Raw genomic sequence first — 19,989 nt, 5'->3', positions numbered from 1 at the left:
CACCACTTGGCGGTGCGCAGTGGTGATTCTTCCTGGCTCGGGGCCCGGTTGCGAACCCGGGGGCGGATCGGGGTGTCTTGTGGCACTCCACCCCTTTCAGGACACCTCCGGGACGGCCGGGGGACGGCTACGGAAGCAGTTCGGTCGGCTGGAGAACGGCGAAAGCCGCACCTTGGTCGTCCTGGAGGACCGCCATCCGCCCGTACGGGATGTCCGTGGGCGGGGCCGTGATCCGGCCACCGAGGCGCGCGGCGGTCCCGGCGGTGCGGTCGCAGTCGGCGACGGCGAAGTAGCTGAGGAAGTAGCTGGGCAGCATCGCGGGGAAGGCGTCCGTGATGATCGCGCGCCCGCCGACCGCGGTGTCCTCGCCCGGCTCGGTCCCGGCGGGGGACCAGACGCGGAAGTCCTCCGTCGCCCCGGCCTCGCCCGGCAGTTGGATGTCGGTCCCCCGGAAACCGAGGACCTCCTCGTAGAAGGGGTCGACGCGCTCCGGCAGCCGGGTGTGGACCTCGGTCCAGCAGAAGGAGCCCGGCTCGTTCTGCTTCTCGAAGCCCGCGCGCTCCCCCGCCTGCCACAGGCCGAAGACCGCGCCTCCGGGGTCGGCGGCCTGGGCGATGACCCCGGCCCCGCCGGCCCGCACCGGATCGGTGATCACCTGCCCGCCGGCCTTCCGGACCAGGGCGACGGTGGCACGGATGTCGTCGGTGGAGAAGTAGACGCCCCAGGTGGTCGGCATGCGGCCGTCCTGCTTGGCGGCGAGCGCGGCGACGAGTGCGCCGTCGCTGTACGCGTCGGCGAAAGGCATGCCGTCACCCGCGTGGAAGGTCCAGCCGAAGAGCCCGCCGTAGAAGCGCTTGCCGGCCTCCAGGTCGGAGAGCTGCACATCCACCCAGCACGGCGCGGACTGCGCGAATACGGCCATGGCCCGGGTCCTTCCGTGGCAGTGAGATCGCGGCGGCCCGCGGCGGCGAAGCTGTGGATCACGGTGGACCGCGGCGAGGGCAGCCGTGACGCCCGTCACACTCAACGTAACGTCGAGGGGCCTCCGGCGCGCCCCGGGAGGCCCGAATAGAACTTTTGCCCGAATCGTGAAGGCCCTGCACCCCCCGTGGACACGGGTTGTCCACCGAAGTTATCCACAGGGTGTTGATAACAACATCCCATCGGGGCGCGTCCGACATGGAGAGAGGAGCAATTCCATAAACCCCCGAACCCGCGCGAGAAACAGCTCGCACATCATCGGGAATTGCGCTGTCCACCCCGTCCGCACTGGGTCGTTCCCCATTTGCAGTCGGTCAGATCGCGCTCGGATCACCCCTCGGTAAGCTGACGGCATGACAGGACAAGTACGCACCGTCGACGGCCGCGTGGCTGGTCGGCGAGGTCAGGCGACGCGGCAGAAGCTGCTCGACTGCCTCAGCGAGATGCTCAGCTCCTCGCCGTACCGGGACGTCAAAGTCATCGACGTGGCCCGGAAGGCGGGGACTTCACCCGCGACTTTCTACCAGTATTTCCCCGATGTCGAGGGCGCCGTTCTCGAACTCGCCGAGGAAATGGCCAAGGAAGGTGCCGGACTGACCGAACTGGTCGGCGGCCGCACCTGGGTCGGCAAGGCCGGCTGGCAGGCTTCCGAGGAACTCGTCGAGGGATTCCTCGACTTCTGGCGGCGCCACGACGCGATCCTCCGCGTCGTCGACCTCGGCGCGGCCGAGGGCGACAAGCGGTTCTACAAGATCCGCATGAAGGTCATGAACTCGGTGACCCACTCCCTGACGGACGCGGTCAAGGAACTCCAGTCCAAGGGCAAGGTCGACAAGGACGTCAGCCCTGCCGCGGTGGCGGGCTCCCTGGTCGTCATGCTGGCGGGGGTCGCCTCGCACCAGAAGGGCTTCACCACCTGGGGCGTGAAGCAGGCCGAACTCCGGCCGAACCTCGCACTCCTGGTCCACCTCGGCATCACCGGCAAGAAGCCGGCCAGGTAGGCCCCGGCAGCCCCGACTCCCCCGCACACGCCGGGCGCCGCACCCCTCCCGCGGCTCCCCCCGTCCTGTCGCGCCGACGGCGGACCACACCCGTGGTCCGCCGTCGGCGTTTCCGCACCCGTGGTCCGCCGTCGGCGTTTTCGCACCGGGTCGCGACGCGGTGGAATGGATCCATGAGCGATGCACAGAATGAATTCCGCGAACTGCTCCACGCGCAGCGCGTCTGGGACGTGCCGCTCCCACGCTTCGATCCGTCGGCCGCTCCGGCCGCCCCCCTCCCGCTGTTCCACGCCTGGTTCGCCGAGGCCGTGGCGGCGGGGCAGGCAGAACCGCACACCATGACCCTGGCGACCGTGGACGCGGAGGGCCGGCCCGACGTGCGCACGCTGATGCTGCACGACGCCGACGAGCGTGGCTGGCACTTCGCCACGCACGCCACCAGCGCGAAGGGCCGCCAGCTCGCCGCCCGCCCCTGGGCGGCCCTCGGCCTCTACTGGCCCGCCCAGGGCCGGCAGGTGCGGGTGCGGGGAGCCGCCGTCCCCGCGAGCCCCGAGGAGAGCAGGGCCGACCTGCGGGCCAGGTCCACCGGAGCGCTCGCCTCCGCGCTGACCGGGTCCCAGAGCGAGGTGCTGCCCGCGCTCGACGACCTCGTACGGGCCTCCGAGGCCGCGTGGGAGCGCGCGCGGGCCGAGCCCGACGCCGAGGCGGGGACCTGGACGCGGTACGTGGTCGAGCCGCGGGAGGTGGAGTTCTTCCAGGGCGACGACCGGCGGAGGCACGTAAGGCTGCGCTACCGCCGGGACGGCGCGGGCTGGACCCGCGAGCTCCTCTGGCCCTGAACCTCCCCTTCGCACGGTTTCACCAGGAAAGGGGCACTATGGGAGTCAGGTGAGCTGCTGGAGGCACCCATGGCACGAGCCCGTTCCCGTTACGCCCCGGACCGCGGTCTGACCACCCGCATGGTGAGCACCATGTTCTTCATCGGCCTGCTGTACGTGGTCCTCGCGGGCGTGCTCCTCGCCGTCCTGCGCGGCGCCTGGCCGGTCGTCCTGATCGTCACCGGCGGCCTGTTCGTCGCCCAGTTCTGGTTCAGCGACCGCATCGCGGCGTACGGCATGGGCGCCCGCGAGGTCACCCCCGAGGAGGCGCCTGAGCTGCACGGCGCGATCGACCGGATCTGCGCGCTGGCCGACATGCCCAAGCCCCGGGTGGCCGTCGCGCGGAGCGACGTGCCGAACGCCTTCGCCACCGGCCGCAGCGAGAGGACCGCCCTGGTCTGCGCCACGACGGGACTGCTGCGGAGACTGGAGCCCGAGGAGCTCGAGGGCGTCCTGGCTCACGAGATGTCGCACGTCGCGCACCGCGACGTGGCCGTGATGACGATCGCGTCCTTCCTCGGCGTCCTCGCCGGCGTCGTCACCCGGGTCGCCCTGTGGGGCGGCTTCGCCCGCAACAGCCGGGGCAACGACCCCGCGGGCATCATCATCATGCTGATCCCGCTGATCAGCGCGGTCGTGTACGCGCTGAGCTTCCTGCTGACCCGGCTGCTCTCCCGCTACCGCGAGCTCTCGGCCGACCGCACGGCAGCCCTGCTCACCGGCCGCCCCTCGGCCCTCGCCTCCGCGCTCACGAAGGTGAGCGGGCAGATGGCCCGGATCCCCACGGAGGACCTGCGGAAGGCGGAGCCGTACAACGCCTTCTACTTCGTTCCCGCCTTCGCCGCCAAGGAGAGCCTCAGCCGGCTGCTCTCCTCCCACCCGACCCTCGAACAGCGTCTCGACCAGCTGGCCCGCATCTCGGCCGGCCTCTCCCACCCGTGAGGAGCTCCCGTGGGACTGCTCGACAGCATCCTGGGGCGCAGCAAGCCGGTACGCCCCGACCTCGACCAGCTCTTCGCCGTGCCGTCCGCCGCGCTCACCCTCCAGGCCGGCACCGGCTTCACGCCGACCGGCCTGGGGTCGGTGTGCTTCGCGGCGGTGGAGGGATCCACCTTCGCCCGGGTCCGTCAGGACGTGCGGGAGCTGCTCGACGCGGACACCGGACGCGGCGGGATCCCGGTGGAGTTCAGCCGCGACCCCTACGGCTACACCTGGCTGCTCGCCCGCCAGGAACCCGCCGCCCAGAGCACGGCGGCCCTGGTCAACGACCTGCATGCGGTCAACACCCTCCTCCAGGACGGCGGCTTCGGACCGCACCTGCTCTGCTCGCTGATCGGTTTCAGCGATCCGGAGGGGCGTGCGCTGGCCCTGGTGTACCTCTACAAGCGCGGCACGTTCTATCCGTTCGCCCCGGCACCGGGCGGTGGGGAGCGGCGCGACAACGGCCTGGAGCTTCAGGTGCGGGCGGTGCTGGGCGACGACCTGCGGGTGGAGGGCGACCTCTCCCGGTGGTTCCCGGTATGGGGTGCGCCCGGTCTCCGAGGGGACGGAACGGGCCCGGTCGGCCACTCGTGATCATTTCGCAACCGATTCCCGTCCGGACCGGAACCCATCATGTCCATGTCCCATTACGCTCCGAACCATGCCCGAACGCACCTCCGCCACCGACGACGTCCTTCCCGCCTCCACCGACCGCACCGACGGCCGGCCGGTCTATGTGATCGGCGGCGGCCCGGGCGGACTCGCCGCCGCGGCCGCCCTGCGGGAGCGCGGCGTACGCGCGGTGGTGCTGGAGAGGTCCGATCGTGTCGGGGCGTCCTGGCGGCGCCACTACGACCGGCTCCACCTCCACACGATCCGGCGCTGGTCGGCGCTGCCGGGGCTGTCGATGCCGCGCCGGTTCGGGCGCTGGGTGTCCCGCGACGACATGGTGCGCTACCTGGAGAAGTACGCCGACCACCACGAGCTGGAGGTGGTGACGGGGGTCGAGGTGTCCCGGATCGACCGCACCGGCGACGGCACCGGCTGGCAGCTCAGCGCCACCGGCGGCCGGGTGCTGACCGGACGGGCGGTGGTGGTGGCCACCGGCTTCAACCACACCCCGCGCGTGCCCGCGTGGCCCGGCCGTGAGGACTTCGTGGGCGAGCTGGCGCACGCCTCGGAGTACCGGAGCCCGGCCCCGTACGCGGGCCGTGACGTCCTCGTCGTCGGCATCGGCAACACCGGCGCGGAGATCGCCGTGGACCTGGTCGAGGGAGGCGCCTCCCGGGTACGGATCGCGGTCCGTACGGCCCCGCACATCGTGCGCCGTTCCACGGCGGGCTGGCCCGCGCAGGCGACCGCCGTCCTGGTCCGCAGGCTGCCGGTCCGGCTCGTCGACCGGGCCGGGCGCCTGCTGAGCCGGGTCGCCGTCCCCGATCTGGCCGCCCAGGGCCTGCCCCGCCCCGACACGGGCCTGTACTCCCGGGTCAAGGAGGGTGCGATCCCCGTCCAGGACGTCGGGCTGATCGACGCGGTGAAGAGCGGCCGGGTGGTCCCGGTGGCGGCCGTCGAGTCCTTCGACGCGGACGCCGTGGTGCTGGCCGACGGAAGCCGGATCACCCCGGACGCGGTGATCGCGGCGACCGGCTACGAGCGCTCCCTGGAGGGACTGGTCGGCCACCTCGGCGTCCTGGACGCGCGGGGCCGCCCCCGGGCGCACGGCGCCCGCACTCCCGACGGGGCCCCGGGCCTCTACTTCACCGGTTTCACGAACCCGATCAGCGGGATGCTCCGCGAAATCGCCCTGGACGCGAGGAAGATAGCCGGGCGGGTGTCCTCCGGGGGCTGACGGCGGGAGCAACGGCCCTCAGCCGGGACCCTGTCGGACGAGTACGCGCACGGCGCCGCCGTCCGGATCGCCGAACAGGTCGTACAGTTCGAGCCGTTCGTCGGTGCCGCCGACCGTCCACGGGCCGACCGGGCAGCCCTCCCCGGCGAGGTCGAAGCCCACCGTGCCCCTGACGGCACCGTCCTCGGGAACGTACGACCACGTCCCCGTGCCGTCGCAGCGGCCCTCCTCCTCCCAGTCCCCGTACGGCACTGCGGAGAGCACCGCGCGGCCGTCCGCCTGGAGACGGACCTCGGCCCGTCCGTCCTCGCCCACCCAGACACCGCGCATGGCCTCGCCGGTGGGACTCGGGGCCTCGTACGCCCCGACGGCGCCCGTGCCGAGGGCGGCACCGCAGGCCGCCATCACCGCCGCCGTGAGCAGGAACCCGGCGGGCAGCACCCGGAACCAGACATCACCCTTGCTGTACGGCCGCCCCCGCCTGCGCTCGCCCCGGTGGAACCACGCGACAGCCAGAAGCGGCAGTGCGCCGCTCCCGGAGATCCACGCCCAGGAGCAGAGGAACGGGGCTCCGACGGCGGCGAGCCCTGCCGCGTACACCGCTCCGAGCGCGACCACGCTCCCGCACTGCCACTGCCACAGTGCCCCGTCCGCGCGGCGGAGGGCGGCCCGTGCCAGGAGATCGGCCGGCATCGTCATGACGAAGGTGTGCACCGCCCCGAAGAGCAGGAGGAGCGGTGGTGCGAAGACGAGCACGCACACGAGCCCCAGCGCGCTTCCGGGCGGTCTCCCGTAGGCGTCGGTCCGGCCGGACTCCACGACCACGACGCCGGCGAGCAGGGCTCCCGTCTGCGCGGCACACACCAGCATCCCCACCGTGCCGTCGGACCCCGTCCCCTCGGAGGACACCGGTTTCCGCATACGCCCCACCCCGTCTGCCGGAGGAGGGCACCGTAGCGCCTCGCCCGGGGCGTCGGTCAGGCGGGGGCCGACAGGGTCATCCGGTCCGTCGGTCCGCGGCGGATGACCAGGGCCATCAGGGCCGCCGTCGCGCACAGCGCCCCCGACGCGTACCAGACCACGTCGTACGAACCGGTCACGTCCCGTGCGACCCCGCCGAGGAACGCCACCAGGGCCGCGCCGACCTGGTGCGACGCGAGGACCCAGCCGAAGACGATCGCGCTGTCCTCGCCGTACTGCTCCCGGCACAGGGCCATGGTCGGCGGGACGGTGGCGACCCAGTCCAGCCCGTAGAAGACGATGAAGAACACCATGGACGGACGCACCGTCGGGGCCATCAGCATCGGGAGGAACATCAGCGAGACACCGCGCAGCGCGTAGTAGACGGCCAGGAGCCTGCGGGCGTCGAAGCGGTCGGTGAGCCAGCCGCTGAAGACCGTGCCGACGATGTCGAAGACCCCGATGACGGCCAGCAGCGAGGCAGCCGCGGTGATCTCCATGCCGTGGTCATGGGCGGAGGGCACGAAGTGGGTGCGGATCAGGCCGTTCGTGGAGGCGCCGCAGATCGCGAAGGAGCCGGCCAGCAGCCAGAACGGGCCCGTGCGGGCGGCGCCGGCCAGGACACGCACGGTGCGGCGCGCGGCGCCCTTCGCGGGAGCGGGCTTCTCCACGTACGCGCCGCCGTAGGGGGCGAGGCCCAGGTCGGCCGGGTGGTCGCGCATCAGGAGCCAGACGAACGGGACGACGACGAGCGCAGCCAGCGCGACCGTCACCGTGGCCGGCCTCCAGCCGTGGTTGTCGACGATCCAGGCGCACAGCGGCAGGAAGACCAGCTGGCCGGAGGCCCCGGCCGCGGTCAGGATCCCGGTGACCAGTCCCCGGCGGGCGACGAACCAGCGGTTGGTGACGGTCGCCGAGAACGCCATCGCCATCGAGCCGGTGCCGAGGCCCACGAGCAGGCCCCAGTAGAGCATCAGCTGCCAGACCTCGGTCATCCAGTAGCTCGCCAGCGCCCCGGCCGCGACCGCGCCGAGCGCGACGACCACGACCCGGCGGATGCCGAAGCGGTCCATCAGCGCGGCGGCGAACGGCGCGGTCAGCCCGTACAGCGCCATGTCGAGGGAGACGGCGAGGCCGATCTCGCCGTACGACCAGCCGAAGTCGTCGTGGAGGGGGTCGATGAGGAGGCCGGGCAGGGAGTTGAAGGCCGCACCGCCGATGATCGTCACGAAGGTGACGGCGGCGACGATCCACGCACGGTGTATCCGCGGGCGGGCGGGGCGGCGAGGAGCGCTCTCGACCACGCTGTCGGTTGTCTGGGTCACGACGCCCAGCATCCGGCCGGGGGCCCGGCCCGGACGAGTGGCCGGGAGGACACCCTTCGCAGGTATCGGGCCACCCGGGCTCAGGGGCGTGCGAGGCGGCGCCCGCGCGGCAGCCCGCTGTGGACGGCCCAGGCCAGGGCGGCCCCCACCGCGTACCAGAACAGGTCCGGGGCGTTGAACGTCGAGCCGAGCACCAGCCGTGCCACCGTGCTCTGCCGTGCCAGGTCCGCCGGTACGCCGGTCAGCTGGGCCAGTTCCACCGCCCAGCTGACGGCCAGCGCGACTCCCGCCGCGGCGGCCGGCCGCACCCGGGGCGCGAGGAGGACGACGAGGGTGTGGACCAGCACGGTGTAGAGGGCGTCGCCCCCGTACTTGGCCACGTCCCCGCCCGCGGCCGAGCGGAGGCCCAGGCCCGCCGCCACGGTCACGAGCGCCGCGGCCGCGGCTGCCGCACGGACGCCCGAGGCCGGGGCAGCGGCGGTCGGAATCTTCTTCATGACCGGTACGTTTATCAGGCCCGAACCGGTCGCACGCAATCCGCGGGAGAACAGGAGCCCCATGCGCCACCGCGTGGTCGTCCTCGCCCTCGACGGGGTGATCCCCTTCGAACTGGGCATCCCGCAAAGGATCTTCAGCCGCTCCCGGAATCCCGTCACGGGTGAGGTGCTGTACGACGTCGTGACCTGCTCCACGCGGCCGCCGGGCCCGGTCCGCACCGACGCGGACTTCAGCATCCTGGTCGAGCACGGCCCCGACGCCCTCGCCACGGCCGACACCGTCGTCGTCCCGGCGTCGTACCAGCTCGGCCCCGTTTACGACGAGGGCCGGCTCACCGCCGAACTGGCCGCCGCGCTCGCACACATCGGGCCGGGCACCCGCCTGGTCTCCATCTGCACCGGCGGCTACGTCCTCGCGGCGGCCGGGTATCTCGACGACCGGCCGGCCACCACCCACTGGTCCTCGGCGGACCACTTCCAGCGGCTCTTCCCGAAGGTGCGCGTCGACCCGGACGTCCTGTTCATCGACGACGGGGACGTACTGACCTCGGCCGGTGTGGCCGCGGGGATCGATCTCTGCCTGCACATCGTGCGCCGGGACCACGGCACCGCCGTCGCCAACGACGTCGCCCGCCGCAGCGTCGTCCCGCCGCACCGCGACGGCGGTCAGGCGCAGTTCGTCCGGCGTCCGCTGCCCGAGGCGGGGCTCGCCACGACGACTGCCGCACGGGCCTGGGCGCTCGACCGGCTCGAACAGCCGATCCTGCTCCGCGACATGGCGGGCCGCGAAGCGATGAGCGTGCGCACCTTCACCCGCCGTTTCCGCGAGGAGGTCGGCATCAGCCCGGGACAGTGGCTCGCGCGGCAGAGGGTGGAGCGGGCCCGGGACCTGCTGGAGTCCACGGACCTGTCGATCGACCAGGTGGCGCGGGAAGCCGGCTTCGGTACGGCCACATCCCTGCGCCAGCACGTGCAGGCAGCGCTGGGGGTGCCGCCCACGGTCTACCGGCGGACGTTCCGGTCGACGGTCGCCGGCCCCTGACGGGGTCTCCCGCGCCGCTCAGAAGCAGGCCCGGTCGCCGGGCTGTTCCTGGATCACCGGGACCATCACCGGCCCGCCGCGGTCGACCTCGCACCAGATCCGCTTGCCGGCGCCCTCCGGCTGCCAGCCCCAGCGGTCGGCCAGGCCGTCCACCAGCTCCAGGCCGCGGCCGCCCGTGTCCTCGCCCTCGGCGTGACGCGGCTGGGGCGGACGGCAGCTGGTGTCGGCCACCTCGACCCGCACCGTCCCCGCCGAACCCGTCGGATCAGCGGAGCCGAACAGCATCCGCAGCACGGCCGGACAGCCCGTGTGGACCACCGCGTTGGTGACGAGCTCCGAGATCAGCAGGATGAGCGTCTCCGCGAGCGGCTCGTCGTCCTGCATCCCGGACCCGACCAGGCGCGAGCGCGCCCATCTCCGGGCCCGTCCCACCTCTGAGGGATCCGCCCCGACCTCCAGCTGAACCTGAAGCACCTGCACCGCTCACACCATCCGAACCGGCGGACACATCGCCTCGCGCCTCCTCAGGGTCACGGAACGTGACTCCCCTTCGAGACAGCATGGTTGACGTACAGTCACCGCAACAAGCGCTTCGGGCATATTCCAGCGCGAAGGAGTACGCGTGGTCCATACTGTGCGACGCGCGCTGCGGAGAGTCGAACAGGAGCGCGCCGGCGTCCCGGGGACCGGATCCCCGGCGTACCGATCGCAGCTCCGTGGGCCGCGAGCAGCGCACCGCGCGTCACCGGGGGCCGCCGCTCGGGGCGCACCCGGATCCTCCGGTTCCAGTACCACTCGCATCCCACGGAGCGTACCCGAGCCACGGCTCGTGACTCCGCCCGGTGACGGGGCGCCCGGGGCGTACACCCGGCTTCCGGATGCGTTGCGTCACCGAAGCGCACCGTGCGCACGCCTCCGGTCAGCGACGACTGTCCCGTCCCCGGCCCGACGGCCGGGTCCGGGGCGGGCGGAACGGGGCCCGGAACAGGCACGAACTGCTCATGCGGTTCGGCGTGTTGACGCACGGCCCCGACGTGCCGGACCCTGCGCGGCCCCGTCACGACGACGGCCCGCCGGTCCAGTTCCGGTGCCTCCCGCGCCGGCCCGGCCGCTTCCGCGCCGGGTCCGGCCGCCTCCGCTACGCGTCGGGTTCGACGACGGTGAAGTACGCGGAGAAGGCGGCGACCGCTTCCGCTTCGGCGATCCGGCCGTCCTGGTCGGTGTCCAGGCTCCGGGCCGCGACGCTCGCGATGTCGTCCGCCGCGCCCAGCACCCGCAGGGCCCGCTCCACCGCGACGACCGGGGCTGTCGCGGGTGCGGCGCCCTCGGGGTCGGTGCCGGCGGCGACGGCGATCGCCGCGCGCAGGAAGGGGCGCGCGATCTCGGCGAAGCGTTCGGGGTTGTCCCGCAGCCGTTTCACGGCCCCGCCGACGAACTCCTCCCGGGTGACCCGCTGGTCACCGTCCACGTCGGCGATACCCGCCATGCCCTGCCAGAAGGCCTCGGCCCCCGTGTAGAGCGACTGGCCCCGGTCGCAGCGGGCCGTCGTACCGAACTCGGCGAGCAGGCGGGCCGCGGCGGCGTTGAAATCGGCGCGGTCGATGTAGTCGTTGCCGTCCTGGTCGAAGGCGGCGAAGCGGTGCGCGATCTTGCGCTCGTACTCTGCGCTGTCCATGCGGGGAGCGTACGACGCCGGACGGCGTCACGTGTCACTGACTCCCTTCAGTGAGGTGACAACCTCGCACGGTCCGGCGTGTCACGCGGTGAGCGGCTGGGACCCGTCGTCCGTGGCCGCGTCGGCGTCCGGGTAGACGTCGAAGAGCCGGCGCACCCCCAGGGCGCCCAGCACCTTGTTGACGTGCGAGCCGTCGACCGCGCCGCGGGCCGGGAGGATCAGCCGCAGCCGCCCGCCGCAGGACTTCATGAGGCGCCGGGAGGCGATCAGGACGCCGACACCGCTGGAGTCGCAGAAGAGGACGCCCGAGAGGTCGAGGACCACGTCGTGCCGCCCCGCGGCCACCGCACCGTGGACGGACTGACGCACGACGGGTGAGCTCACGAGATCGAGTTCGCCGTGGATCCGCAGCACGGTCCACGCGTCCTGCTCCGTCTCGTACACCTTCAGCGTCACGCGACTCGGCCTCTCGTCCGGGGCTCCGGAGGATCCGGAAGTTTCCGTTCCTCCTCGCGGCTGCCCGCGTACCCGCCCGTGAAACACCCTTCCACCCATCGGCCTGGCACAGGATTCATCCAGAAATGATCACTTCAGGATCGTTTACGCGATCAGGAAACGGCAAAGCGTGGAGCGTTCCCTATCATTCGGCGCCACTTCAGGGACGTACTTGCCGGAAAGGTACGTGCCCGGACTGTCCCGCCGACTACATTCGACGTGACGAGAGGCACAGGGCTGGGGGCTGGATGGCGAAGGACGCACCACCGCGCTGGGACCGCCGGATGCAGCAGCGGCTGTCGCGTGGCGAGGCGGCGGCGCTCGGCGAGCTCTACGACCGGTTCGCCGCCCTCGTGCACAGCCAGGCCCACCGCATGCTCGACGACGAGGACGCGGCGGACCAGGTGACGCGCGACGTCTTCGGTTACGTCTGGGAGAACCCCGACGCCTACGACCCCAAGCACGGCTCGATGCGCTCGTGGGTGGCGCGGCTCACCCATCGCCGGTCCGTCCAGCGGCTCCGCACGACGGACGGCGGGGCCGAGGGACCCGACACCGAGGCACGGGCCGAGGAGCTGGAGCACCGGGTGCGCAGGGCCACCGCCGCGGCCCGCGCCGACTACATCGTCGCCTCCATGCCCGCGCCGCTGCGCGCCGCACTCGAGCTCGCGTACGTCCAGCGCCGCGACTACCGGCAGGCCGCCGCGGACCTCGGTGTCACCGGGGACGAGGCAAGGCGCCGGCTGCGCCTCGGACTCCAGCTGCTCTCGACCGCGAACAGCCGGCCTTCCGCCGGCTCGGCGCCTCCCGGATACGGACCGACACCGTGACCGGAGGCGGCGGCGACGGCCGCGAGGGAGAACAGCCGGTCGAGCGGCGCATACCGGGGCCCCGGGCTGCCCCGGACGACCGGGAGGTGCTGCCGCCGGCCGTCTCCTCCGCGGGCCCGGAACCTGCCTGGCCCCCGGACACCCTGCTGTCGGCCAAGCCCCCTGATCCGCCCGGCCCGCCGCTCCCCCACAAGGTGCTCACGTCGCTCCTCGGCGCCTGGGCCCTGGCTGCCTGCTCCCCGGAGGAGACCGCGGCGGTCGAGGACCACCTCACCGCGTGCGCGCCCTGCGCCGACGAGGCCCTGCGGCTGCGCGACGCCGTGGGGCTGCTGCACTCGGACGGCACCCTGGACCTGGACCCGACGCTCCGGTCCCGGGTCATGGAGGGCTGTCTGGGCCGCCGCCCCGCTCGCATCCCCGTCCCTTCCTGGGCCGCGCCGTACGACGCGGAGACCGCACGGCTGGACGCGCTGCTGCGGGACATCGGCGACTCGGAGTGGCACGCGCCGGTACGGCTGAAGTGGTTCGAACGCGACCGGCAGGTGAACCGGAAGACGACGGTCGCCGGGGTGATCGGCCATCTGATGGCCGTCGACGGCCTGGTGTCCAAGGCGCTCGGCCTGGACGACCCGCTCGGCAAGGGCGACGGGGCCCTGCCGCCGACACCGACCGGGCGCACCGAGTCCTACTGGTCGGCCGCGCGCCGTCCGCCCACCCGGACCGTACGAGAGCCCTGGCGTGACCAGAGCCACTCACTCGTCCGCACGGTGTCCTTCGCCGGCCGGGGCGTCGCGGAGCTCTCCGTCCCGTACGGGGGCTTCGCCCTCCCGCTGCAGGACTCGCTCCTGGAGCGGGCCTTCGAGTGCTGGGTGCACGGCGGTGACATCGCCGACGCGGTGGACTACCCGTACGAGCCGCCCGCAGCGGCCCACCTCCACCGGATGATCGACCTGGCGGCCCGGCTGCTGCCCGCCACCCTGGCCGAGCGCCGCCGCGCGGGGCTGGCCTCACCGGCACGCCGTCTGGTCACCGCGGGGTCTCCGGGCCGCTCCCTCCATCTGGAGGTGGAGGGGCGGGGCGGCGGCGACTGGTACATCGCCCTGGACTCGCCGGCCGCCCTCGGCTCCCCCGACCACACGGTCGCGACGGTCGCGCTCGACGGGGTGGAGTTCTGCAGGCTCGTCGCCGGCCACGTGCCGCCGATCGAGGCGGCGGCGGGCCAGGAGGGCGACCGCGAGGCGATCAGCGACGTCCTGTTCGCAGCGGCGTCCCTCAGCCGGCTCTGAGCCGGCCGGTCACCGGCCGCCACGGGATCACCGAGGGCAGAGGCGGTCGCCGGTGACGGCGCTGGGGCCGCCTCTCGTCCGGATCATGCCGGGCTCGCCTCCCCCGGCATGATCCGGGCGGAAGACCTCAGTCGAAGATGACCGTGCGGCGGCCGTTGAGCAGGATGCGCCGCTCCGCGTGCCACTTGACGGCGCGGGCCAGGGCCTGGCACTCCACGTCGCGTCCGACGGCCACGAGCTGGTCCGGCGTGACGCCGTGCCCGACGCGCTCGACCTCCTGCTCGATGATCGGCCCCTCGTCGAGGTCGGCGGTCACGTAGTGCGCCGTCGCACCGATCAGCTTCACACCGCGCGCGTGGGCCTGGTGGTAGGGCTTCGCGCCCTTGAAGCTCGGCAGGAAGGAGTGGTGGATGTTGATGATCCGGCCGCTCAGCTGCTTGCAGAGGTCGTCCGACAGCACCTGCATGTAGCGTGCCAGGACCACGAGTTCGACGTTCTCCCCGCGGACCAGCTCCAGCAGCTGCGCCTCGGCCTCGGGCTTGTTCTCCCGGTTCACGGGGATGTGCCGGAACGGGACGCCGTACGAGGCGACGAGCTCGGCGAACTCCGTGTGGTTGGAGACGACCGCGACGATCTCGACCGGCAGCGCGCCCGTGCGGGAGCGGAACAGCAGGTCGTTGAGGCAGTGCCCGAACTTGCTCACCATCAGCACGATCCGCATGCGCTCGCTCGCCCGGTGGATCTGCCACTCCATCCGGAAGGCGTCCCCGATCGCGGCGAAGCTGGCCCGCAGCTTGTCCACGGTGACCGTGGCGTCCGCCGAGAAGTGGACGCGCATGAAGAAGAGACCGGTGTCGTGGTCGCCGAACTGCTGGCTGTCCTCGATGTTGCAGCCGGTCATGAAGAGATAACTCGACACGGCGTGCACGATGCCCTGCTTGTCGGGGCAGGACAGCGTGAGGACGTACTGCTCGGTCATGGCGTCCGAGGCAGCGGGTACGGATTCGGCGGGCTGCGGCGCGGTCATCCCCGTAGGGTGCCACACCGCCCGCGGCTCACGCCGATCTGGTCATGATGCGGAGCACGTCCAGGGAGCGCGGCGGGGTGTCGGGGTCCTCGCCGTCGTTGGTGGCGAGCATCACATGGGCCTCACGGGCGGCCACGACCGCCTCCTGCCAGCCCGGGTGCTCCAGGTAGGCGGAGACCGGGGCGTCGGCGCCTATCTGGTGCATGATGCGCAGCACCCGCAGGGCGGCGACGTCCACGAGGGCGGCCTCGGCCGAGTCGCGGAAGATCGTCCCCACGTACTTCTCGGCGGACCAGTTGTCGAGCCAGGTGTCCTCGACCAGGCGGTACACGGCGTCGGTGATGTCGCCGTAACCCTCCCGGCCGGCCAGCCAGCACTCGTGGTGGAAGACGGGGTCGGAGAGCATGTGCAGCGCCGAGCGCACGTTGCTGCGCCAGCGCCACCAGGGCATGTCGTTGAGCGGCATGCCGCCCATGGTGGAGGAGCGACGGCCGCGACGGGAAGTGTTCTCCGAACCTTGCTGCACGGTTGCCGATCGTACGTTCCTCCCGGAGGGCCGCGTACGGCCCCCCGCAATTCACCTCTGCGTCACTGTCTGTTGACCACAGCACACAGTGGCGTTACCCGGAAGCCGTAAAAGTTCACTCCCATGACCGGACGGCGACGCCTCACCTCCCCCCGCCCCTACAAGCTCCTCACATCGGTGGTGGCCGGGGCGCTGCTGATGTCCGGCTGCGGTAGCCTCCCCGGCCTCTCGGGGGGCTCCCGGGAACCGGTCACCGTGATGACCTGGGCTCCCGACACCACGGCCGCCGCCGCGGTGAACATGGCGGGCGTGCCGGCCATGGCGAGGACCTACGCCCGCTGGATCAACGAGCGGGGCGGGATCGACGGACACGAGCTCCGCGTGCTCACCTGCAACGAGCAGGACACCGCGACCGGCGCCTCGAAGTGCGCGCGGCGGGCGGTCGACGAGGACGTGGCGGCGGTCGTCGGCTCGTACAGCAGATACGGGAGGGCGTTCCTGGCCCCGCTGGAGGGCGCCGGGATCCCCTACATAGGCGGGTACGGCGCCTCCGCGGAGGAACTCACCAGCTACGTCTCCTACCCGGTCAACGGCGGGCAGCCCGCGCTCGTCGCGGGTAACGGCGAACAGCTGGCGGCCGGTTGCGAGCGGGTGTCGATCGTGCGGCCCGACACCCTGGTCGGCGACAGCCTGCCCGGGCTCCTCGACACGGGCCTCCGCCGGGGCGACCGCCCCGCGTCGTACGACATCAGCGCGGCCGAGGGGGCCACCTCGTACGACGCCGAGGCGGCCAAGGCCCTCGCCCACGCGGGGGGCGGCTGTGTGACGGCGGTGCTCGGCAAGGGCACGGAGACGTTCTTCGACTCCTTCCGCCGCCTGCAGCCCGAGGGCAGCGAGGTGCGGATCTCGTCCGTGCTCGGCAGCGTCGGCCAGGGGCTCATCGACCGTACGGGCGGAGCGAACAGCCCCTTCGAGGGGGCTCTCGTCACCGGCTGGTACCCGGAGTCGGGCGACGCGCGCTGGAACGAGATGCGGGAGGTGATCCGGAAGTACGCCTTCGGGGACAACCGGATCGATCCCTCGGACGCCGGAGTGCAGACCACGTGGATCGCGTACACCGCGCTGAAGGCGGTGATCGAGGCGATGGACGCGCCGGAGATCACGGCAGGCGCCATCTCCGTGAGCCTCAACCGCGGCACCGAGGTGGACACCGGCGGCCTCACCCCGGTCCTGCGCTGGCGCTTCCAGGACACCGTCGGTACGGCGGCCCACGGACGCATCGTCAATGGGCGGGTGACGTTCCAGGTGGTGCGCGACGGGCGCCTCACCGCCGAGAAGAAGGGCTTCGTGGATGTCACGGAGACCCTGGTGAACGCCCGCTAGACCGCCGGACCGCCGGACCGCTGACACCGACCCACCCGCCCACCGGCCGGCCTCCGGCATCGCGCCTCCGGCATCCCGCGGACAGCGGGGCCGGAGGCCTGACCCCGCGGGGTCAGAGCTGCGTGGGGGCGCGCTCGGTCAGTCCGTACTTCTGGGCGATCTTGTTCCACAGTCCCGAGGCAGTCCGCTTCTGGATCGTGGCGTCGCTGCTCGACGCGCCGGCCCTGGCGGTCGCGTCGGTGGAGCGGGCCTTGCCGCCCTTGCAGACCTTCTTGTCGTCCTTGGCCTGACCGGCCCAGGTGGCGTAGTGGTCGTCGGCCTCCGCCGACGCCTGCCATGCCTTGGTCAGGGACGCCTTCAGCGCGGCGTTGTCCGGGAGTCGGCCGACGCTCAGCCCTTCGAGCCGGGTGACCAGGTCACGGCGCTGCTGCGCGGCGCCCTTCAGATCCGTGGCCGCCTGGTCGAGCGCACGGCAGCTCTTGATCTTCTCCACGGCGCCGATCACCGCCGAACGGCTGTTGTTGCTGTCGGCGAGCAGCTTGTCGAGCGCCTCGGCCTGCGGCTTCGCGGGGTCCGCCGCCGGGGTGGCGGGCCCGCTACCGGACGAACTCTGCGCGGCCACCGGCTGCTTGTCGTCCGAGGGGCTCTCGTCGCCTCCGCTCATCAGGGCGCCGGCACCGAGCCCGATGACGGCGCAGCCGACGACGACCGCCGCGATCAGCGGGATGTGCGCGGACCGTCTGGGCGCCGCGCCACGCCCCTGGTCGTCCGGCTCCCTCCCTCCGGTGCCCGGGTAGCCGTCGCCGGGGCCCTGCGGGCCCGACGGATAGGGCAGGCCGCCCTGGGCGCCCTGGTGGGTCCGGGGCGGCTGCTGGTACCCGGGGTCGAACTGGGGCATCTGCTGCGTGGCGCCCGCGGGCTCCTCGCTCCGGAAGAGGCTGTCGAACTCCGCGGGCGGCTGCCGGTCGCCCGGGGCTCCGGGCCTGATCCCGTAGGGAGCACCGCCGGGCACCGGGGGTATGTACTGGGTCGCGTCGGCGTCGGACGGCTGCCCGGCGGCGGGATTCGGCGCCAGGTACTGCGTCGACTCCGCCGCGCGCTCGGGCGGCATCCCGCCGGGGAGTGCGCCGCCGGGGACGGGCGCGATGAACTGCGTGGCGTCGGCGTCCCCGCCCTGCCCCGGACCCTGGCCCTGGCCCTGGCCCATGGGACCGGCCTCGGGCGGCAGCGGCTGGGCGTACGCCTGCTGCCGGTACGGGTCGTGCGGCTGCTGGTACGCGTCCTGCTGCGGGGCGTACTGCTGGTACTGCTGATGCGCGTCCTGCTGGTTCTGCCCGTGCTGCTGGTTCTGCTGGTGCTGCCCGTGCTGCTGGTGCACGTCCTGCTGGTGCTGCTGGTGCTGCCCGTGCTGCTGGTGCTGCCCGTGCTGCTGGTGCGCGTCCTGCTGGTGCTGCTGCCCGTGCTGATGGTTCTGCTGGTGCTGCTCCGGTGGCAGATGACCGGGTGGCGGGCCTTCCTGGTGGGTGGCCTGCGGCCCCCAGGGCCGGCCCCACGGCTGCCCGCCCGCAGGGACGGCCTGGTCCTGCTGCCCGCCCTCCGCGCCCCCCGGGTACCAGGGGGCGCCACCCTCCGCGGGCAGCACGACACCTTCGTGCGCGGGCCGTACAGCGGGAAGCTGCGGCTCGTCGCCCTCTCCGCTCTGCGTCACCGGGACTCCTACGTGTGAACCTATGGAATCGTCGGTTCACGCTACCGGGTGCCCGTGGCCCGGCGCCAAGCGCCCAGGAGCGCTCACCACCCCTTCACACAGCGGGTGACGCCTGCCGCACCCACGGCGCTGTTCATGGTCAACTCGCCGTAGGCGCCGGTCAGGCGGCCTGGAGCTCCAGCCTGGCGCCGAACTCCCGGACCGCGGGCTCGTCGGCGTACGGCTCGAACCGCAGCTGGAGGTCCTCGAGATATTCGGCACCCCGGCTGGAGCGCACCGTCCCCAGGAGTTCCATCGCCCGGAGCCCGGTGTGGCACGCCTGCTCCACCTCGCGCTGCTGGATCTGCGCCGTGGCCAGCAGCACCAGGCCGATGCCCCGGCGCCTGGTCCGGGACTCCGGGAGCGCCGCCAGGGCCTCCTTCGCCCGGCGGGCCGCCGGCTCGGCCTGCCCCAGGTCCCGGTGGCAGTGCGCCAGCTCGTCGGCGAGGTAGCCCGCGTCGAAGTGGGCGATCCAGTCGGGGTCGTCGCCGGAATCGGGGTCCGCCTGCTCCAGCGCGGCCATCGCCCGGCCCGCCGCCACCTGGCAGGTGCGGGCGTCGCCCATCAGCGCGTGGCCCCGTGCCTCCGCCGCGTGGAACATCGCCTCGGCCCTCGGGGTCACCCGCCCCCGCGCCCCCTCCTGGGCGGCCCGTGCCAGCTGGGAGATCTCGCGGGGGTTGCCGAGCTGCGCCGCGAGGTGACTCATCGACGCGGCCAGCACATAGCCCCCGTAGGCCCGGTCGCCCGCGGCCTGGGCCAGGCGCAGCGCCTGGATGTAGTAGCGCTGGGCCAGCCCCGGCTGGCCGGTGTCGACCGCCATGTACCCGGCGAGCTCCGTGAGCCTGGCGACCGCGCCGAACAGCTCGCGGCCGACCGATTCGCGGTACGCCCCCGAAAGGAGGCCCGACACCACGCTGTTGAGGTAGTGCACCAGGACGGGCCGGACGTGCCCGCTGCCGAAGCGGTGGTCCAGGTCGACGAGCGCGGCCGTCATCGCCTTCACCGCCGCCACGTCCGGCATGCCGACCCTGCTCCCGGCCGTCCGCGCCACCTGCGGGTCGGCGCCCGTGATCAGCCAGTCACGGCTGGGCTCGACCAGCGCCGAGGCGGCCACCGTCGACCCGGACAGCAGATCGCGACGGCCCACGTCGCTGCGCCAGAGCTCACAGACCTGCTCGATGGCACCGAGCACGGTGGGCGCGAACTGCAGGCCGACACCGGAGGCCAGGCTCTTGCCGTTGGCCATGCCGATCTCGTCGATGGTGACCGTGCGGCCGAGCTTGCGGCCGATCGCCTCGGCGATGATTCCCGGTGCCCTGCCGCGTGGTTGCTGTCCGCGGAGCCAGCGGGCCACGGAGGTCTTGTCGTAGCGGAGGTCGATCCCCCGCTCCGCCCCGACCATGTTGACCCGGCGTGCGAGACCGGCGTTGGAGCACGCCGCCTCCTGGATCAGCGTCTGGAGCCGTTCGTTCGGCTGGCGTGCGACGAGAGGTCTGGCTGCCATTC

The 19,989-nt window shown here is 72.7% G+C and carries 20 protein-coding genes; 9 read left to right on the top strand and 11 right to left on the bottom strand.

What is annotated here, in order from left to right:
- Window positions 1-127: 127 nt before the first annotated feature.
- On the bottom strand, window positions 128-922 hold the full coding sequence (locus tag ACIRJR_RS05900) for a VOC family protein (protein ID WP_403774453.1): 795 nt from the start codon (window positions 920-922) through the stop codon (window positions 128-130).
- A 412-nt stretch (window positions 923-1,334) separates the two neighbouring features.
- Here ACIRJR_RS05900 and ACIRJR_RS05895 point away from each other — a divergent pair, with 412 nt between their 5' ends.
- The 5 genes from ACIRJR_RS05895 (at window position 1,335) to ACIRJR_RS05875 (ending at window position 5,690) form a co-directional block, all read left to right on the top strand.
- A complete protein-coding gene (locus tag ACIRJR_RS05895) occupies window positions 1,335-1,982 on the top strand; it encodes a TetR family transcriptional regulator (protein ID WP_403774450.1) in 648 nt (215 codons plus the stop codon).
- A 173-nt stretch (window positions 1,983-2,155) separates the two neighbouring features.
- Window positions 2,156-2,821 carry a pyridoxal 5'-phosphate synthase gene (locus tag ACIRJR_RS05890; RefSeq protein WP_403774447.1) on the top strand — a complete coding sequence of 222 codons (666 nt, stop codon included), beginning with the start codon at window positions 2,156-2,158 and terminating at the stop codon, window positions 2,819-2,821.
- Between the two features lie 69 nt (window positions 2,822-2,890).
- Window positions 2,891-3,802 (top strand): zinc metalloprotease HtpX, encoded by a 912-nt coding sequence (gene htpX / locus ACIRJR_RS05885; protein WP_403774444.1) that lies wholly within the window; start codon window positions 2,891-2,893, stop codon window positions 3,800-3,802.
- A gap of 9 nt (window positions 3,803-3,811) precedes the next feature.
- On the top strand, window positions 3,812-4,435 hold the full coding sequence (locus ACIRJR_RS05880) for a hypothetical protein (protein WP_403774441.1): 624 nt from the start codon (window positions 3,812-3,814) through the stop codon (window positions 4,433-4,435).
- 67 nt (window positions 4,436-4,502) lie between these two features.
- Window positions 4,503-5,690, top strand: coding sequence for a flavin-containing monooxygenase (locus ACIRJR_RS05875; protein WP_403774438.1), 1,188 nt, complete (start codon window positions 4,503-4,505; stop codon window positions 5,688-5,690).
- Window positions 5,691-5,708: 18 nt separating this feature from the next.
- Here ACIRJR_RS05875 and ACIRJR_RS05870 read toward each other — a convergent pair whose 3' ends face one another.
- The 3 genes from ACIRJR_RS05870 to ACIRJR_RS05860 form a co-directional block, all read right to left on the bottom strand.
- Window positions 5,709-6,611 (bottom strand): hypothetical protein, encoded by a 903-nt coding sequence (locus tag ACIRJR_RS05870; protein WP_403774435.1) that lies wholly within the window; start codon window positions 6,609-6,611, stop codon window positions 5,709-5,711.
- A 56-nt stretch (window positions 6,612-6,667) separates the two neighbouring features.
- The gene (locus tag ACIRJR_RS05865; protein WP_403774432.1) at window positions 6,668-7,987 is read right to left on the bottom strand and encodes an MFS transporter; all 1,320 of its coding nucleotides are present in this window, start codon (window positions 7,985-7,987) and stop codon (window positions 6,668-6,670) included.
- Between the two features lie 68 nt (window positions 7,988-8,055).
- A complete protein-coding gene (locus ACIRJR_RS05860) occupies window positions 8,056-8,472 on the bottom strand; it encodes a DUF2809 domain-containing protein (RefSeq protein ID WP_403774429.1) in 417 nt (138 codons plus the stop codon).
- Window positions 8,473-8,533: 61 nt separating this feature from the next.
- On the opposite strand from ACIRJR_RS05860, the gene ACIRJR_RS05855 reads away from it, so the two are divergent.
- Complete coding sequence (locus ACIRJR_RS05855) at window positions 8,534-9,514, top strand: GlxA family transcriptional regulator (protein WP_403774426.1); 981 nt, start codon at window positions 8,534-8,536, stop codon at window positions 9,512-9,514.
- 18 nt (window positions 9,515-9,532) lie between these two features.
- Here the strand turns inward: ACIRJR_RS05855 and ACIRJR_RS05850 are convergent, their stop codons facing one another.
- The 3 genes from ACIRJR_RS05850 to ACIRJR_RS05840 form a co-directional block, all read right to left on the bottom strand.
- The gene (locus tag ACIRJR_RS05850) at window positions 9,533-9,994 is read right to left on the bottom strand and encodes an ATP-binding protein (protein ID WP_403774423.1); all 462 of its coding nucleotides are present in this window, start codon (window positions 9,992-9,994) and stop codon (window positions 9,533-9,535) included.
- Between the two features lie 658 nt (window positions 9,995-10,652).
- The gene (locus ACIRJR_RS05845; RefSeq protein WP_403774420.1) at window positions 10,653-11,189 is read right to left on the bottom strand and encodes an EF-hand domain-containing protein; all 537 of its coding nucleotides are present in this window, start codon (window positions 11,187-11,189) and stop codon (window positions 10,653-10,655) included.
- 81 nt (window positions 11,190-11,270) lie between these two features.
- Window positions 11,271-11,645: an STAS domain-containing protein gene (locus tag ACIRJR_RS05840; protein WP_403774417.1), complete on the bottom strand. Its 375-nt coding sequence runs from the start codon at window positions 11,643-11,645 to the stop codon at window positions 11,271-11,273.
- A 287-nt stretch (window positions 11,646-11,932) separates the two neighbouring features.
- Between ACIRJR_RS05840 and ACIRJR_RS05835 the strand changes: the two genes are divergently transcribed.
- Together ACIRJR_RS05835 and ACIRJR_RS05830 are read left to right on the top strand one after the other, a co-directional pair.
- Window positions 11,933-12,514, top strand: a complete 582-nt coding sequence (locus ACIRJR_RS05835) for an RNA polymerase sigma factor (RefSeq protein WP_403774414.1) — start codon at window positions 11,933-11,935, stop codon at window positions 12,512-12,514.
- Entirely contained in the window at window positions 12,496-13,800 is a 1,305-nt protein-coding gene (locus ACIRJR_RS05830; RefSeq protein ID WP_403776367.1) for a maleylpyruvate isomerase N-terminal domain-containing protein, read from the top strand. Before ACIRJR_RS05835 ends, ACIRJR_RS05830 begins: the two co-directional genes overlap by 19 nt.
- 127 nt (window positions 13,801-13,927) lie before the next feature.
- Here ACIRJR_RS05830 and purU read toward each other — a convergent pair whose 3' ends face one another.
- Complete coding sequence (gene purU / locus ACIRJR_RS05825) at window positions 13,928-14,827, bottom strand: formyltetrahydrofolate deformylase (RefSeq protein ID WP_403774411.1); 900 nt, start codon at window positions 14,825-14,827, stop codon at window positions 13,928-13,930.
- A 28-nt stretch (window positions 14,828-14,855) separates the two neighbouring features.
- Entirely contained in the window at window positions 14,856-15,302 is a 447-nt protein-coding gene (locus ACIRJR_RS05820) for a hypothetical protein (RefSeq protein ID WP_403776364.1), read from the bottom strand.
- Window positions 15,303-15,476: 174 nt separating this feature from the next.
- On the opposite strand from ACIRJR_RS05820, the gene ACIRJR_RS05815 reads away from it, so the two are divergent.
- Window positions 15,477-16,736 (top strand): ABC transporter substrate-binding protein, encoded by a 1,260-nt coding sequence (locus ACIRJR_RS05815; protein ID WP_403774408.1) that lies wholly within the window; start codon window positions 15,477-15,479, stop codon window positions 16,734-16,736.
- 112 nt (window positions 16,737-16,848) lie between these two features.
- Here ACIRJR_RS05815 and ACIRJR_RS05810 read toward each other — a convergent pair whose 3' ends face one another.
- Window positions 16,849-18,444: a hypothetical protein gene (locus tag ACIRJR_RS05810; RefSeq protein WP_403774405.1), complete on the bottom strand. Its 1,596-nt coding sequence runs from the start codon at window positions 18,442-18,444 to the stop codon at window positions 16,849-16,851.
- Window positions 18,445-18,604: 160 nt separating this feature from the next.
- The gene (locus tag ACIRJR_RS05805; RefSeq protein WP_403774402.1) at window positions 18,605-19,987 is read right to left on the bottom strand and encodes a transcriptional regulator; all 1,383 of its coding nucleotides are present in this window, start codon (window positions 19,985-19,987) and stop codon (window positions 18,605-18,607) included.
- Window positions 19,988-19,989: the final 2 nt, after the last annotated feature.

Source organism: Streptomyces sp. NPDC102402 (assembly GCF_044765765.1).
Classification (GTDB): Bacteria; Actinomycetota; Actinomycetes; order Streptomycetales; family Streptomycetaceae; genus Streptomyces.
This window is presented reverse-complemented; position numbering and strand designations above follow the sequence as displayed.